At 63.0% G+C, this 15,364-nt stretch carries 12 protein-coding genes and 1 pseudogene; 4 read left to right on the top strand and 9 right to left on the bottom strand.

Features of this window, described 5'->3' with window-relative positions; all coding sequences use genetic code 11:
- The first annotated feature begins 24 nt into the window (after nt 1–24).
- Nucleotides 25–1,080, top strand: coding sequence for a glycosyltransferase family 2 protein (locus GRAN_RS06610; RefSeq protein WP_128912146.1), 1,056 nt, complete (start codon nt 25–27; stop codon nt 1,078–1,080).
- A gap of 72 nt (nt 1,081–1,152) precedes the next feature.
- On the opposite strand, the pseudogene GRAN_RS06605 reads toward GRAN_RS06610, so the two are convergent.
- The 3 genes and pseudogenes from GRAN_RS06605 to GRAN_RS06595 form a co-directional block, all read right to left on the bottom strand.
- Nucleotides 1,153–2,816 (bottom strand): annotated as a pseudogene (locus tag GRAN_RS06605) (SpoIIE family protein phosphatase).
- A gap of 24 nt (nt 2,817–2,840) precedes the next feature.
- The gene (locus GRAN_RS06600) at nt 2,841–3,704 is read right to left on the bottom strand and encodes a hypothetical protein (protein WP_241654373.1); all 864 of its coding nucleotides are present in this window, start codon (nt 3,702–3,704) and stop codon (nt 2,841–2,843) included.
- A 91-nt stretch (nt 3,705–3,795) separates the two neighbouring features.
- Nucleotides 3,796–5,007: a glycine C-acetyltransferase gene (locus GRAN_RS06595; protein WP_128912145.1), complete on the bottom strand. Its 1,212-nt coding sequence runs from the start codon at nt 5,005–5,007 to the stop codon at nt 3,796–3,798.
- Nucleotides 5,008–5,285: 278 nt separating this feature from the next.
- On the opposite strand from GRAN_RS06595, the gene GRAN_RS06590 reads away from it, so the two are divergent.
- The 3 genes from GRAN_RS06590 to purD all read left to right on the top strand — a co-directional run bounded on the left by GRAN_RS06590 (nt 5,286) and on the right by purD (nt 8,310).
- Nucleotides 5,286–6,209 carry a hypothetical protein gene (locus tag GRAN_RS06590; RefSeq protein ID WP_241654372.1) on the top strand — a complete coding sequence of 308 codons (924 nt, stop codon included), beginning with the start codon at nt 5,286–5,288 and terminating at the stop codon, nt 6,207–6,209.
- 102 nt (nt 6,210–6,311) lie between these two features.
- Complete coding sequence (locus GRAN_RS06585) at nt 6,312–6,932, top strand: hypothetical protein (RefSeq protein WP_241654371.1); 621 nt, start codon at nt 6,312–6,314, stop codon at nt 6,930–6,932.
- Between the two features lie 103 nt (nt 6,933–7,035).
- On the top strand, nt 7,036–8,310 hold the full coding sequence (purD, locus tag GRAN_RS06580) for a phosphoribosylamine--glycine ligase (protein WP_128912144.1): 1,275 nt from the start codon (nt 7,036–7,038) through the stop codon (nt 8,308–8,310).
- A gap of 77 nt (nt 8,311–8,387) precedes the next feature.
- Here purD and GRAN_RS06575 read toward each other — a convergent pair whose 3' ends face one another.
- From GRAN_RS06575 to purL, 6 genes are all read right to left on the bottom strand, one after another.
- Complete coding sequence (locus tag GRAN_RS06575) at nt 8,388–8,615, bottom strand: hypothetical protein (protein ID WP_128912143.1); 228 nt, start codon at nt 8,613–8,615, stop codon at nt 8,388–8,390.
- Nucleotides 8,616–8,739: 124 nt separating this feature from the next.
- Nucleotides 8,740–9,789: an NAD(P)-dependent alcohol dehydrogenase gene (locus GRAN_RS06570; RefSeq protein ID WP_128912142.1), complete on the bottom strand. Its 1,050-nt coding sequence runs from the start codon at nt 9,787–9,789 to the stop codon at nt 8,740–8,742.
- A 37-nt stretch (nt 9,790–9,826) separates the two neighbouring features.
- Entirely contained in the window at nt 9,827–10,726 is a 900-nt protein-coding gene (locus GRAN_RS06565; RefSeq protein ID WP_241654370.1) for an SAM hydrolase/SAM-dependent halogenase family protein, read from the bottom strand.
- A gap of 46 nt (nt 10,727–10,772) precedes the next feature.
- Nucleotides 10,773–11,219, bottom strand: coding sequence for a DUF1810 domain-containing protein (locus tag GRAN_RS06560; protein ID WP_128912141.1), 447 nt, complete (start codon nt 11,217–11,219; stop codon nt 10,773–10,775).
- Nucleotides 11,220–11,222: 3 nt separating this feature from the next.
- Complete coding sequence (gene purF, locus GRAN_RS06555; RefSeq protein WP_421800801.1) at nt 11,223–12,710, bottom strand: amidophosphoribosyltransferase; 1,488 nt, start codon at nt 12,708–12,710, stop codon at nt 11,223–11,225.
- A gap of 23 nt (nt 12,711–12,733) precedes the next feature.
- Complete coding sequence (purL, locus tag GRAN_RS06550) at nt 12,734–15,295, bottom strand: phosphoribosylformylglycinamidine synthase subunit PurL (protein ID WP_128912139.1); 2,562 nt, start codon at nt 15,293–15,295, stop codon at nt 12,734–12,736.
- Nucleotides 15,296–15,364: the final 69 nt, after the last annotated feature.

Below are 15,364 nucleotides of genomic sequence, written 5' to 3'. Positions count from 1 at the left end.
GATAGTGTGCATTGAACGTATGCGATGAGTGACGAGGCCAAGGCAAAGTATCGCGGTGAGTGGGTGAGGCAACGAGCCATGGAAAGCATTAGTGTCGTCATTCCGACGTATAACAGAGCTGCGTTATTACGCCGCGCAATTCAAACGGTCATCGAGGCGACGACCCCGAAGGACGAGATCATTGTCGTGGACGATGGTTCGACCGATGACACCTCGCGCGTGCCATCCGAATTTGAGCGTGAAGTGCGTTACCTTCGGGTCCCCAACGGAGGGGCAGGAGCTGCTCGCAACGTTGGAGTTGAGGCAGCGACCCACGATCTGGTAGGCTTCGCCGATTCCGATGATGAGTGGTTACCGAGTCGTCTGGATAAGCAGAGGACACTCATGGAGACACGCAGGGACCTGGTGTTCTCCTTTTCGAACTTCGGCCAATTATTTCCCGATGGCTCGATTGAGCATGCCTGGGGGAAGCAGTGGCATGAGGATTCGAGGGGATGGGATGAGATTCTCGGCGCGGGGCAGCCGTGTTCGGCGCTCATACCCCTCCTTCCAGGAGTTGCAGACGTCCCCGTGCACATCGGGAGCATGTATCGGAACCAGCTCCACACCAATTACATCAATGTAAATACCGTGCTTGCACGCCGCAGCCTGGCCGGTGAGGCGTTTCGCTTTGGAATAGGTTTGCCTACATGGGAAGAATGCGAATGCTTCGCGCGCCTGACACGGCTGGGTCCATGCGCCTATCTCGACGTCGACACGGCACTCCAACGGGCTCACGGAGGACCAAGGTTGACCGACGCGGATTCCATTCAAGTCGCAACCGCGCGGCTCCTAATCATCAGCCGCACGTGGGCCACCGACGAAGTCTTTGTTCGTGAGCACGGGGAGGAGATGCATGCGATCGTGGAGGGGTTGAACAAACAGCTTGCCAGGGGTTTTCTGCTTAGAGGTCACTTCGCTCAAGCAAGAGAGGCCGCGGCGAGGTTGCACCATGGTGGTTTGGAAAAAGCCATCCTACGTCTGCCGGCGCCGCTCTTAAGTCAGGCGCTGACTCTCTATCGTGCTCGACGGAAATCCTAAGCTCTATTCACCTGACATCCGGCTTCGCAGGAGAAATGGCTCATTGCGTCCATGGAGTTCCTCGGTTCCGGTCTAAGCGCTTGCCGTCTCGTAGCGAATCTCCAGCAGGGTGCAGTCGTCCTGGGGTTCGTTAGGGTGTTGGTAGTGGGTGATGTGGGTAAAGATGGTTTCGAGGGGGTCGTGGGCTATGAGGTCGAAGCCGGCGTCGCCGAAAGGGATGCCTTCGGGGTTTTCGGCTTCGGTTACGCCGTCCGTGCTTAAGAGGATGCGCTCGTTGGGGCGGACGTGGAAAAGGTGGAGTCGTAGGTGGCGGTGTCGATCAGGCCGACGACGAGGTTCGAGTCTTCGAGGCGGCGGAGTTGGCGGGTGGGGCCTTCGCCATGGACCAGGACGGGTTGGATGTGGCCGCAGTTGAGGTACTCGAGGCGTCCGTCGGGGTAGAGCTTGAGCATCACCATTGTGGCGTACTTGCCGACCTGACGGGTGCAGAGGAACTGATTGAGGAGGGCGGCGATCTCGGGGAGGCTCTGGCGGGTGAGCATGAGGGCGTGGATGATGCCCTGGAGGGTGGCTGCGACGATGGCCGCGGAGACTCCCTTGCCGGAGACGTCGGCCATGGTGACGCAGACGCAGTCGTGTTCGCCGGAGGCCGAGGTCAAGGCGACGGCGTCGTAGAAATCTCCGCCGATGTCGTGGCAGGGCTTGCTGCGGCCCTTGAGGACGGCGTAGGGGAGGACGGGGAGCTTGATCGACATGAGGCTGGTGTGGATCTGGGCGGCGATGGCGAGCTCTTCGCGGGCCTTGCGGGCGAAGTTTTCGGCGTCGGCGAGGAGGACGTTGTGGAGGAGGGCGGCGGCCTCGGTGGCGACGGCGTCGAGGAGCTGGTGGTCGACCTCGCTGAGGTTTCCGGGCTTGAGCTGGCTGTCGAGGTAGAGGAGGCCGAGGAGGTGGTCGGGCTCGCCGGGGGCGGTGCGCTTGCGGAGGGGAAGGCAGTAGATGGAGCGGATCTTGTTCACCATGACGCTGGCCCAGGCGGAGGCGCTGTGGTCGGTCATGGTGTCGCTGATGAGGAAGTTGGACTCGCTCTCGATGGCGCGGGCTATGGCGCGGCGGGAGACGGTGGCGTCCTCTTCGACGGGGTCTCCGTTGGCGTGGAGGCCGAGGGCGAGGTGCATTTCGCCGTCCTTGCGGAGGAAGACGAAGCCGCGCTCGACTCCGGTGAGTTTGAGGGTGAGCTGGAGGAGCGCTCGGAGGATGTCGTCGATGGCACCGCCGGCGTTGAGCTGGCGGGCGGCGCTGAGGAGGAAGTTGAGCTGTTCGAGGGGGCCGGCGGGGGTGGCGTCATCGGGTGGCTGGAAGTTGCTGAGGGTGGAGAGGAGGTCGCTGACGGGGGTAGGGAGGAAAGAGATGCCGGACTCGCCGGTGCGCTGAAGGTGGAAGCGGAGCTTGGGCGCGTTGGGGGAGCCGCACTGGATGGTGTCGCCGGGGTTGAGGGCGGCGCGCTGGATGCGGGCACCGTTGAGGTAGGTGCCGTGGGTGCTGTTCTGGTCGATGAGTTCGTAGGTGTGGCCCTCGCGGGAGATGAGGGCGTGCTGACGGGAGACGAAGGATTCGGGGAGGACGAGATCCTGGGTGGGGGAGCGACCGATGGTGGTGGAGGGGCGGTCGAGCAGGATGCGGCTTTCGCCGTCGGGGGTGGCGTAGCTCAGGGCGGGAACGTAGGTGGCTACACTCATCTCGGCTATTTTAGGGCGAGTGGGCTAGTGAGTGTGGAAGAGCTTCTGGTTGATGTCGGGCCAGAACTCCTTGAGGGTGAAGTTGGCTCCGTCGATGATCATGCTGGTGAGCCACTTCTGGCCGACTTTGGTCCAGGTGCGGTAGCGGGTGGGGTAGTAGGTGGAGGAGAGTCCCGAGGCAGCGCCGGCGCCGATGATCTCGGAGAAGTTGAAGGTGGGGTCGCCGGCGTCGGTTCGAGTGATGGCGACGCGGGAGACGGCGTATCCTGCCCGCTTCAGGAATCCACCGTGGCCGAGGGTGTAGAAGCGATTATCCGAGTGGAAGATGGCTGGGCCGGCGCCGCCGACCATGAAGTTTTCGTCGACGGTGTCGGCCAGGGTGTGCCAGTAGTAGCGGGCGTAGCCCTTGGCTCCCTGGTGGAACTCGGGGTAGGAAGCGCCATTCATGGCGAAGCCGGCCTGAATGCCGGCGATGAAGAAGGAGGAGTAGTCGAAGGTGTCCTTCCCGGCGATGAGGAACTTCTGCTTGGCGGTCTGGGGCGGGAGTTTCTCGTCGGCGGAGACGGAGCGGAAGTTCGGCATGATGAAGAGGATGCGGCCGGTCTGGACGGGCTCGCCGGGGGGCGGGCCCTGCTCGGTCTGTTTTGGGTTCGAAGAACTTGGATTGGAGGAGGAAGACTGTGGCTCCTGCTGGTCTTGCAGGGTGACGGAGGGGGCGTCGGGGAGGGGATTGTCCAGGGGCTTTTCAGAGGATGCGATCAGAACGGGCGCGGTGGCCGGGTCGGTTTGTTGGGCGTACGAGAGGCTGGGGGCAGCACAAAGAGCAGCGAGGAGGAGCGCCGTCGAGGGGGAAATCTTGAGACGAAGAGGGGGGGCAAAGGACGGCATCAATAGGATAAGACGCAATTTTGGGGAAATTGATGCGTTGGTGGGTCATTTGAGGTGGTTTTGTCGGAATTTGGGGGAAGATAAGGGGCGATCAGAGGATGCCGCTTGTCTTTGCCGTGGAGACGATGATATCGAGGGCGCGGTCGATTTGGGGCCGGGTGTGCTCGCTTGTCATGATGGTGCGGATGCGGGCCTTGCCTTCGGAGACGGTGGGGAAGGCGATGCCGGTGGCCATCACGCCCTGATCGAAGAGGGCGCGGCTAAAGTCCATGGTGCGGCGGCCGTCTCCGAGGATGATGGGGGTGATGGGGGTCTCGGAGGCAGGCGTTGTCTTGCCGCCTACATCGAAGCCGGCATCGGTGAGCTGCTTCTTGAAGTACCAGGTGTTGTCCCAAAGGCGGGCGATGCGTTCAGGCTCGGACTCGAGCAGGTCGAATGCGGCGATGCAGGTGGCGGCGACGGATGGGGGATGGCTGGTCGAGAAGAGGAATGGGCGGGCGCGGTGGTAGAGGAAGTCGATGAGGTCGCGGGAGCCGCAGACGTATCCGCCTAGCGCGCCGATAGCCTTCGAGAGGGTTCCGACCTGGACGTCCACCTTGGAGGTCGCGTGGAAGTGGTCGACGGATCCGCGTCCGTTGCGTCCGAGGACTCCGGAGGCGTGGGCGTCGTCGACCATCATGATGGCGCCGTAGCGCTCGCAGAGGTCGGCGAGCTCGCCGACGGGGCCGATGTCGCCGTCCATGGAGAAGACGCCGTCTGTGATGACGAGCTTGCGTCCGGGCTCGTTCTGGACCTCTTTCAGGAGCTCTTCGGCGTGGGCAACGTCCTTGTGGCGGAAGACCTTGATCTTTGCCTTGGAGAGGCGGGCCCCGTCGATGATGCTGGCGTGGTTGAGCTCATCGGAGAGGATGAAGTCCTCCTTGCCGAGGATGCTCGAGACGGTACCGGCGTTGGCGGAGAAGCCGGACTGGAAGACGACGCAGGCCTCGACGCCTTTGAAGGCGGCGATCTTCTCTTCGAGCTCCATGTGGATGCGCATGGTTCCGGCGATGGTGCGGACGGCCCCGGAGCCTACGCCGTACTTCCGGGTCGCGGCGATGGCGGCTTCGCGGAGTTTCGGGTGGTTGCAGAGGCCGAGGTAGTTGTTGGAGGCGAGGTTGATGACCTCGCGGCCGTCGTAGTGGCAGACGGGGCCCTGCTCGTCGTCGAGAACGCGGAGTTTGAAGTAGGTGCCGCGCGCCTTGAGGTCGTCCATGACGGCGGTGAGGTGAGCGAGCTGCGGACGCGTTGCGGCGAAAGGCATAATACCTATCTTAACGCCCGCGCCATATCGCAGGACGCCGGTCGTGCGGAATCCTGAATTTTCAGGGCACATCGACAAGCTGGACGGCTGGGCGCGCTTGTCCTGCATCTCACAGCCTGTACGGATGATCGGTTAGCGGTCTCCGTAGGGCCCCGAAGTGTAGGTGTGACGTATCGACTACCGGCCGTCTGTCCATTCCGGATGGACGGCCGGGTGCCGACTCCCTCCGAAGGCTCCTCAGCAAAATCCAAGACAAAGAACAAGAGGAATGACGCACGATGACTTTCCCAGCGATTGCAAAAACAGTGATGTTCCGGTCCATGACGGCTACTACCTTTGCCCTTGTGCTTCTTGCCGGATGCAAGTCGAAACAGGACCAGGCGATCGATCAGGCCAAGCAGCAGGCAGCAGCGACTGGCCAGGCTCAGCAGGTGGTGACGACCGATAAGGACGGCAACACGACGACCTCGGTGGTGCAGCCCCCGGTTCCGGGCCAGGCGACCCAGCAGGTGACCACCACAACGACTTCGACGAAGAGTGGCACGGTCGCGGCCGCAGTTCCTCCTCCGACGGTGCAACCGGTCGGGCAGGCTGCTCCTGCTATGGCATCGGCAGATGCGGTGGCCGCACCGAACGGGACTGCCCCAGCACCAGCCAGCCAGCCGGTCGTCTCGCCGGTGAATGTTCATATCCCTGCGGGAACTTCGCTCGTCATCCGAATCAACCAGCACATCAACGTGAAGACCAGCCATGTGGGCGAGCGGTTCACGGGCGAAGTCGACGAGGCAGTGTCAGGAACTGACACTGGACAGGTCCTGATCCCGCGCGGAACTCATGTGAGCGGTGTGGTGGATGCCTCTCATCGGCGGGGACACTTCAAGGGTGCCTCGATCCTTGAACTGCGGCTGACCTCAATGACGATGGGCGGGCAGGAGTACGCGCTGGATACACACGACGTGGTCCGGACGAAGAAGGGCAAGGGCAAGCGGTCTGCTGCGTTTATCGGTGGCGGATCGGGGCTCGGGATGCTGATCGGCGGCGTGGCAACGGGCGGTGTTGGCCTCGTGGTCGGCGGACTGGCTGGCGGCGGCGCGGGTACGGCACTTGCGGGAATGACCGGAAACCGCGATATTGATATTCCGGCGGAGTCGCTAATGCGATTCAAACTGGCAGACGATCTTGTGGTTCAGCCGAACCAGTAGCTTTTTGAGGGAGCAACACGCGTCTGGGGCTCACCGGTGACTCGGTGGGCTCTCTTCCGTTGAAATCGGAGTAGGATTTGCGTGATCGATCGGGAGGCGCGGATGCGAAAACGTTTGGCGATGGTTGCGTTGGGCCTGCTGGCACTGCCGGGATTGGCCAAGAGCAAAAAGATTGTTCTGCCGGCATACGTGCTGAAGGCGCATACGGTGGCTGTCCTGATTGATCCAGATGCAGGAATTGCGTACGACGATCCTCGGGCAAACCAGGTGGCGCAGAAAGATGTGGAGACGGCGCTGCTGAAGTGGGGACGTTTCGAGCCTGTAATCAGCACGCAGGATGCGGACCTGATCATCGTGGTGCGGAGGGGAACAGGGAAGCTGGTCGACCAGACGATTGCCGATCCCAGGCAGAACAACCGGCCCGGGATGATCGACCCGACCAGTGGCGGGCTGGCGGTGGGTGGGCAGCGTGGTAGGCCACTGGACGCGTCCGATTCGGGGCAGCCGAGCGCATCGCCGACGGGCGTGCATCCGCAGACCGAGGTTGGGGCTACGGATGACTCGTTCGTGGTCTACGAGGGGAAGGTGGAGGGTCCGCTGGAACATCCCGCCGCATGGCGGTATACGGGGAGGGATGGGCTGCGGCCGCATGGAGTGCCAGCGGTGGACGAGTTTCGGAAGATGGTGGCAGAGGCGGAGAAGGCGGCTTCAAAGAATCCTTAGGTTGAAGCTGAGGTTACCCACCTTAGCTGACGAAGAGGCTGTCGGTGAAGAGATGCGGCACCCCTTCCTCGTCGCTGGTCTCTGCGGGTGCTAGGCTTTTTTTATGAAGGTTCTGGTGATTGGTGGTGGTGGCCGCGAGCATGCGCTATGTTGGGCGCTGCGGCGGTCGGCTCGGGTGACGGAGGTGGTTTGCGCACCGGGGAATGGTGGGATCGGATTTGTGGCGCGGTGCGTCCCTGTCGATGTGGCGAACGTCGATGCGATGGTCGCGCTGGTGGAGTCGGAGCGGCCTGGGTTGACGGTGGTTGGGCCGGAGGTGCCGCTGTCAGTGGGCGTCGTGGATGCGCTGGAGAGCCGCGGTTTACGGGTGTTCGGGCCTCGGAAAGCGGCGGCGATGCTCGAGACGAGCAAAGCGTTCGCGAAGGGGTTCATGGAGAAGAACGGGATTCCGACGGCTGGGTATGCGGTGTGCGAGACTTCAGCGGAGGTGAGGGCGGCGCTGGGGAAGATAGGCGCGCCGGTGGTGGTGAAGGCGGACGGGCTGGCGGCGGGGAAAGGCGTGGTGATCTGCTCGACTGTTGAAGAGGCTCAAGAGGCTGCGGAGGCTATGCTCCTTGGGAAGGTGGCGGGTGTCTCGGCTGGGTCGGTTGTGGTGGAGGAGTTTCTGGCCGGGCCCGAGGTTTCATTCTTTGCACTGTGCGATGGGCGGAAGGCTGTGACCCTCGGGATGGCGCAGGATCACAAACGCATCGGTGAAGGGGATACGGGCCCGAATACCGGAGGTATGGGGGCTTATTCGACCGACTCGCTAGTCTCTAAAGAAATGAGTAAGTGGCTGCTCGAGAACGTGGCGCAGAAGACTGTTGACGGGATGATGCGGGAGGGAACGCCGTTCAAGGGGGTACTGTTCTGCGGCATCATGATGACGGCCGCCGGGCCGAAGGTGCTCGAGTTCAATACGCGGTTCGGTGATCCGGAGACGCAGGCTTTGATGATGCGGCTGGAGACGGATCTGCTGGATCTGCTGGAGTGGTCCGTGCTAGGTGCGGGGCAGGCTATCAAGGTGAAGATGCGGGGTGGCGCGAGCGTGTGCGTGATCGCGGCGAGTCTTGGATATCCGGGGGCTTATCCGAAGGGGCAGGCGATTACCGGGGCGACGGGGTTCTGCGATTGGGAGAAGAGTGTCGAGCTATTCCATTCGGGGACGGCGCTCAGGGATGGGAAGCTGGTGACGGCGGGGGGGCGGGTACTTGGGATGACCGCGTACGCTCCGAAGCTGAAGGAGGCGCTGGGTAAGGCATACTCGTCGCTGGGCGAGGTATCGTTTGAAGGGATGACGTACCGGCGGGACATCGGGTGGCGGGCTTCGGAGCAGTAGGGACTTTATCCCCGCTGTACGGGCGTACGACTTCGCCGCCGTGACTCCGGGCCAGCGGAATTGGTGCGCTATCCAGCCTATGGATTGGCGTACCTGTCGTGGCTGTCAGTAACCGTGGTTCGCTTTCCGAAGAGGCTATCCGCCTCGTCGAAGAGCAGAACACTTGAGGACGTGGGGGCTACAGTCTCGACCGCTGTGGAAGGGCGAAAGGCCGAAATGCCACCCGTAACATGGTCTAGCTCCGCGTCTGAAACCGATCCGTCCGGAGCAAGCTCCGAGTTTCCGGTCTTTTCCTGATCGCTCATTTGCGCCTCCTTGAAATCCGGCTTCATTCTTCACCCGCGCGGACAGGAGCACAACGAAAATCGATTGCCGATAAGAAAAAAAAGCTGAAGAGGTCCCCGAGAAGAGAACCTCTTCCGTGCGGAGCTATTTCATGGTCGACATATCGATGACAAAGCGGTACTTCACGTCAGCTTTAACGACGCGGTTGTAGGCCTCGTCGAGCTTGTCGACGCCGATGAGTTCTATGTCCGAGACGACGTCGTGCTCGGCGCAGTAGTCGAGCATCTCCTGAGTTTGGGGCATGCCGCCAATCATCGAGCCGGCGAGGCTGCGGCGGTTCACGACGGTCGAGAAGGCGCTAACCGGGAGCGGAACTTCCGGAAGGCCGACAAGGCAGAGGGTTCCGTCGAGGCGGAGCAGGCCGAGCATCTCGTTGAGGTCGTGTGGGGCGGAGACGCAGTCGAGAACGAAGTCAAATTTGCTCTTCTGCTTCGCCATAGCGTCGGGATCCTTCGAGATGACGACTTCGTCGGCTCCGAGGCGCTTGCCGTCAGCTTCCTTGCCGGCCGAGGTGGTGAAGAGCGTGACCTGCGCACCGAAGGAGTGGGCGAACTTGAGGCCCATGTGGCCGAGGCCGCCGAGGCCAATGATCGCGACCTTCTTTCCTGGCCCAACCTTCCAGTGGCGGAGCGGGCTGTAGGTCGTGATGCCAGCGCAGAGCAGCGGGGCGACTGCGGCGAGCTTCGGCTCGAGCTTGGTCGAAATGCTGTGGACGTAGCGCTGGTCGACGACGATGTTGTTGGAGTAGCCGCCGTAGGTGATCTCGCCTTTGTAGTCCTTGGCGTTGTAGGTGCCGACAAAACCCTTTTCGCAGTACGCCTCTTCGTGGGCGATGCAGTTGCCGCAGACGCGACAGGAATCGACCATGACACCTACTCCGGCGAGGTCGCCTTCCTTGAAACGCTTCACATCAGATCCTACGGCTGTGACGCGGCCGACGATCTCGTGGCCGGGGACCATCGGGTACATAGAGCCGCCCCACTCGTCGCGAACCTGGTGGATGTCGGAGTGGCAGATGCCGCTGTAGAGGATCTCGACGACGACGTCGGCGGGCCCGAGGTCGCGGCGTTCGAAGTTGAAGGGGGTGAGTGGGGCGGACTTCGTCTCGGCGGCGTAGCCTTTGGACTGCAACATGAATTCTCCTATGTCGGACTCTTGCGTTGAGATGCGGTTACTGGGGCTTGCGGGGAATGGCGATTTCAGCGGGGGCGTCGACCTGGTAGGTGGTGGAGAAGTTGCGTTGGTTGATGCCGAGCGACAGGCGGCCACGGGAGTCGATATAGACAAGTGGCTTGCCGACGGGTACGTCGCTGAAGGTCTTGACGAATGGGATGGCGTAAGGTTTCCCGGCGAGCGAGATGGGGATGACGTCGCCGATGCGGTAGCCGAGTTCGGCGAAGGTCTCGGCGGGGATGTTGAGCACGAGGTTGCCGAAGGGGCCATCGGTCCCGATCACTTGGCCGAGGAGGCCCGCGGCGTTTACCGTGGCGGACTTCAGGTCGAGGCGGACGAGTGTGGAGACGTCGATCGCGGGACCGGCCTGGGTCCAGTCGTCGCCTTTGGCGAGGTGGGCGGCGGCGGGGGAGAAGATGTCGCGCCCGTGGAAGGTGCTCGAGGTCTTGGCCCCGATCATCCAGGCGGGGTTGAGGATCTGCCGGGCGGATTCGATGCCGTCGCGATCCTGGACGAGGGTGAGGAGACCGTTATCCGGGAGCACGAAGTATTGGCCGAGCTTTGACTTGGCGATGATGGCTCGACGCTTGCTCCCAACTGTTGGGTCGATGACTGCGACGAAGACGGCGTCCTTGGGAAGATAGGGTGCGGTGCCGGCGAGGAAGCGTGCTGCTTCGGCGATGCTGTAGGGGGTCACCTGGTGGGTGACGTCGAGGATGTTCACGCCCGGGGCGATGCCCTGCATGACCGCCTTGCAGATGCCGACGGCGTCGTCCTTGACGTCGAAGTCGGTCATGAAGGCGATTGTCTTGAGCGGCGTCTGGGCGTTGCCGGGCAGGACGAGGGCGAGAAGGAGGATCAGGGCTGAGAGAGACCTGAGGATGCGGCGGAGGTTCACGTTCGAGATACTCCTGAGGGCTGGACGCTTGATGCCATGATACGGCTCAGCGGTGGAGTCGGGCGATGGTCGCCTGGTCGGGCTTGTTCTGGAAGTAGTTCGCGAGGGCTTCCTGGAAGACCTGGTCTTCGGGCAGGGATGCGGCGTGGGCGAAGAGGGTGATGCAGGAGTGGAACTTGAGGTCGTCGGGGTAGCCGAAGACCTCAGCGAGTGTGCGGTTCTCGATGGCGTTCACGAGGCCGGTGCACTCGCGGAGGCGTGGACCGAGGGTGGGATGAGCGAGGTAGGCTTTCGCCTCGGTGAGGTCGGTGACGGCGTAGCGTTGTGCTACCGAACTCGATCCGAGGCCTTGAATCTGCGGGAAGATGAACCACATCCAGTGGGAATGCTTCTGGCCAGCGGCGAGTTCGGCGCGGGCCTGGGCATAAAACCCCGACTGAGCTTCGAGGAAGCGATTCAAGTGGAACGCGTCGTCGGTTGAGGCACGTGGCATTCGTCAGGCCAATGTTGTGGCAGGGAGAATCTCGCTTACATCAATCACCTGGGTCGGATAGACGCCGGTGTAACACGCCGTGCAGTAGGAGGCGGGGGCCATGCCGGTGGCGGGTTCGCCCTTGGTGCAGGAGTGAGTTAAACCGACCAGCGACAGGTAGGCGAGAGAGTCGGCTTCGATGTACTCGCGTATTTGTTCGAGGTTCTTCTGTGCAGCTATAAGGTGCTCGGTCGAGGGGGTGTCGACGCCGTAGAAGCAGGGGGCGACCGTTGGCGGACAGGAGATGCGGAGATGGACCTCCGTAGCTCCGGCTGCTCTCACCATGCGGACGATTTTTCTGGATGTGGTTCCGCGGATGATGGAGTCGTCGATGAGGATGACGCGCTTGCCTTCGAGCAGCGAGCGGTTCGGGTTGAGCTTCATGCGGACGCCGAAATCGCGCACGCGCTGGGTGGGCTCGATGAAGGTGCGGCCGACGTAGTGGTTGCGGATGAGGCCGAAGTTGAACGGGATGCCGGACTCGGCGGCGTAGCCGATGGCGGCGGTGACACCGGAGTCGGGCACGGGAACGATGAGGTCCGCCGGGACGCCGGATTCACGGGCGAGCTGACGGCCCATCTCTTCGCGGCTCTGCTGGACCCACCGGCCGTAGATGCGCGAATCGGGACGGGCGAAGTAGACGTGCTCGAAGACGCAGGATTGGCGCGGTGTTCCTGTCGAGAAGAAGTGGCTGCTGACGCCGTCTTCCGACACCATGACGAGCTCACCCGGTTCCACGTCGCGCTCGTACTTAGCGTGCAGGAGGTCGAAGGCGCAGGTCTCGCTGGCGAAGACGAACGTGTCCGGGCCGCCTTCCTTGCCTGTGATGCGGCCCATCGAGAGCGGGCGGAAGCCGTGAGGGTCGCGCGCGGCGAAGATGCGGTTGCGCGTCATCATGACGATCGAGAAGGCCCCGTCGACCTGGGCGAGGGAGTCGGCGATGCAGTCGATGAGGGTGTGGCCCTTGGAGTGGGCGATGAGCTGGACGATGATCTCGGAGTCGGATGTGGTCTGGAAGACGGCGCCGTCTTTCTCAAGGCGGGCGCGGGAGTTGCCGAGGTTCGTCAGGTTGCCGTTGTGCGCGATGGCGATGAGACCCTTGGTCGATTCGACCGAGATGGGCTGGGCGTTGAGCAGGGCGGAGTCGCCGGTGGTGGAGTAGCGGGTGTGGCCGATGGCGATGTGGCCGGGGAGGCGCTGGAGGACGGGGTCGGTGAAGATCTCGGAGACGAGGCCCATGCCCTTGAGGTCGGTGATGGCGTTCTCTTCGGCTCCGTTCGAGACGGCGATGCCGGCGGACTCCTGGCCGCGATGCTGGAGGGAGTAGAGGCCCCAGTAGGTGAGGCGGGCGGCGTCAGGGTGGTTGTAGACGGCCATGACGCCGCACTCTTCGCGGAGCTTGTCGAAGGGGGTTTCTTCGTCTTCGATTGCAGAATTGCTGATCAAGGGCATACGGGCTCGTTCGAGGGCTTTCGTCATGCGGTGGCTACCTCGGCGGCTAGATTGGATTCGATGGTTTGGGAGTAGGCACCTTGCAACTCGGCGAGTGATGCCGAGATTACCGGCTCTTCGTTGATGCGGACCTCGATCGCGCCAGCGCTTACCTCGCCAATCGGGAATGCCCACACCTTTGGGTGCTGCGCGAGGAGGGCCTGAATCTCGGGGAAGTCGGCTTTGCGGCAGCTTGCGATGACGGAGGATCCGACCTCGCTGAAGAGGCGCTCCTGGATGGCGAATGGGGAGGCGTCTGTAAGCTTCATCGAGATTGCTGCGCCGAGTTCCTGTGGCATGCAGGCGCGTGCGATCGCCGTAGCCGCTCCTCCGTCCGAGAGATCGGCCGCGGAGGCGAGCAGGCGGTTCGAAGCGAGCGCGGTGAGGGCCTTGTGCAGGGCCGCTTCCTCGTTGAGAGAAAGGACAGGCGGTTCACCCCACAACGGGAACGAACGGCTCTGGGCGTAAGCAGTGGCACCCATGTCCTGCAAGGCACGACGGCCGTCTCCTGTGATCGCTGAGAGGAAGACGATGAGATCGCCTGCCTGACGGAAGCTGTTCGGCACGGCCGTGGAAACGTCGTCGAGAATGCCAACGATACCGATCACCGGCGTTGGATAGATCCCCTCGCCCCGCGTCTCATTGTAGAGGCTGACGTTACCTCCGGTCACCGGGGTGCCAAGGGCCTTGCATGCTTCGGCAATACCGTCAATGGCTTCGGAGAGCTGGGCCATGATCTCGGGTTTTTCGGGGTTGCCGAAGTTGAGGCAGTTGGTAGCGGCGACTGGCGTTGCTCCCGTGCAGGCGACCTTCCGTGCGGCTTCCGCGACGGCGTGCATGGCTCCGAGCTTGGGGTCGAGGTACGTCCAGCGGCCATTGCCCGCGAGGGCCATCGCCAGGCCACGTTCGGGCTTCGCGACCATCTTTGTGTCGATATCGAGATCAGGGTTGGCGGCATCTACGTTGCCGGTCGAGAGGGTCGCTTCGCCTTCGGGGGTCGAGGAGGAGACGAGGTCGACGAGATGGCCGAGGAAGCCTTCGTGGCGCGGAGCCTCCGCGTGCGGAGCGGCCTCGGACTTGCCTGTGCCCTTAATGCGGATGACGCCGGCCTCGCCGCCGGGGCCCTGGACGGTGTTGGTCTGGACCATCGAGTCGTACTGCTCGTAGATCCAGCGCTTGTCGCAGATGTTGGCGCTGGCGAGCAGGCGCTTGAGGTCGGCGGTGTAGTCGCGGGGCTTCTTCAGCTCTTCGAGAACCCACGCCGGAGGATCCTTGGGCACGGGCGCGGTCCATGTGCCTACGGGACGGTGGTAGACGGGCGCTTCGTCGGTGAGAGCCTTGTTGGGAATCTCGGCGATCAGTTCGCCGTGGTGGAAGACTCGCATGACGTCATCGGCCGTAACCGTGCCGACGATGCTCGCGTCGAGGCCCCACTTGGTGAAGACGTCGAGGACTTCCTGCTCACGTCCGGCATCCGCGACGAGGAGCATGCGCTCCTGCGATTCGGACAGCATGATCTCGTAGGAGGTCATACCGGTCTCGCGCTGGGGAACGAGGTCGAGCTCGATGGAGACGCCGAGTTCGCCGCGCGCGCCCATCTCGCAGGTGGAGCAGGTGAGGCCGGCGGCTCCCATGTCTTGTATTCCAAGTACGGCCCCGGTCGCCATGGCTTCGAGACAAGCCTCGAGGAGAAGCTTCTCGAGGAACGGATCGCCCATCTGAACGTTCGGACGCTTCTGCTCGGAGCCTTCGGTGAACTCTTCCGATGCCATCGTCGCGCCGTGAATGCCGTCGCGGCCCGTCTTGGCTCCGACGTAGATGACCGGATTGCCGACGCCGGTGGCCTTGGCGTAGAAGATCTCGTCCTTGCGCACGAGGCCGAGGGCGAAGGCGTTCAGGAGCGGGTTGCCGGAGTAGCAGGACTCGAAGCGGGTTTCGCCGCCGAGGTTCGGGACGCCGAAGCAGTTGCCGTAGCCGGCCACGCCGTGGACGACGCCCTGCATGGTGTGGCGGTTGCGGTGGTAGTCGGTGGGGTCGCCCTCTTCCGGAGTTTCGGGAGGGGACAGGGGGCCGAAGCGGAGGGAATCCATGACAGCCATGGGGCGGGCGTTCATGGTGAAGATATCCCGAAGGATGCCGCCGACGCCGGTCGCCGCGCCCTGGTAGGGCTCGATGTAGCTTGGGTGGTTGTGGGACTCGATCTTGAACGCGCAGGCCCAGCCATCGCCGACGTCGATGATGCCGGCATTCTCGCCTGGACCTTGTACTACCGACCCGGGTCCGGTGAGGCGGTCGCCCTTGGTCGGAAGCCGCTTGAGGTGAACGCGCGAGCTCTTGTAGCTGCAGTGCTCCGACCACATGACGGAGAAGATGCCCAACTCGGTCAAGGACGGCGTGCGCCCAAGCTTGGCGTGGAGGCTCTCGTACTCGGCCTGGGTGATGCTGTGCGTCTTGAGCAGAGCGGGGGTGATGGTACAGGGGCTCGGGGTCTGGCCCTCGGGGGCGGCGGGGAGATACGGGTGAGGCTGAACTTGCTGTTTGGGCATGGCTCGCTGGTTCGATTGTCGCATGTTACGGGGCGACGAATGAGTGTGGTAAAGACGGGGCGAGGCCCG

The organism is Granulicella sibirica (assembly GCF_004115155.1).
GTDB classification, from domain to species: Bacteria; Acidobacteriota; Terriglobia; order Terriglobales; family Acidobacteriaceae; genus Edaphobacter; species Edaphobacter sibiricus.
This window is presented reverse-complemented; position numbering and strand designations above follow the sequence as displayed.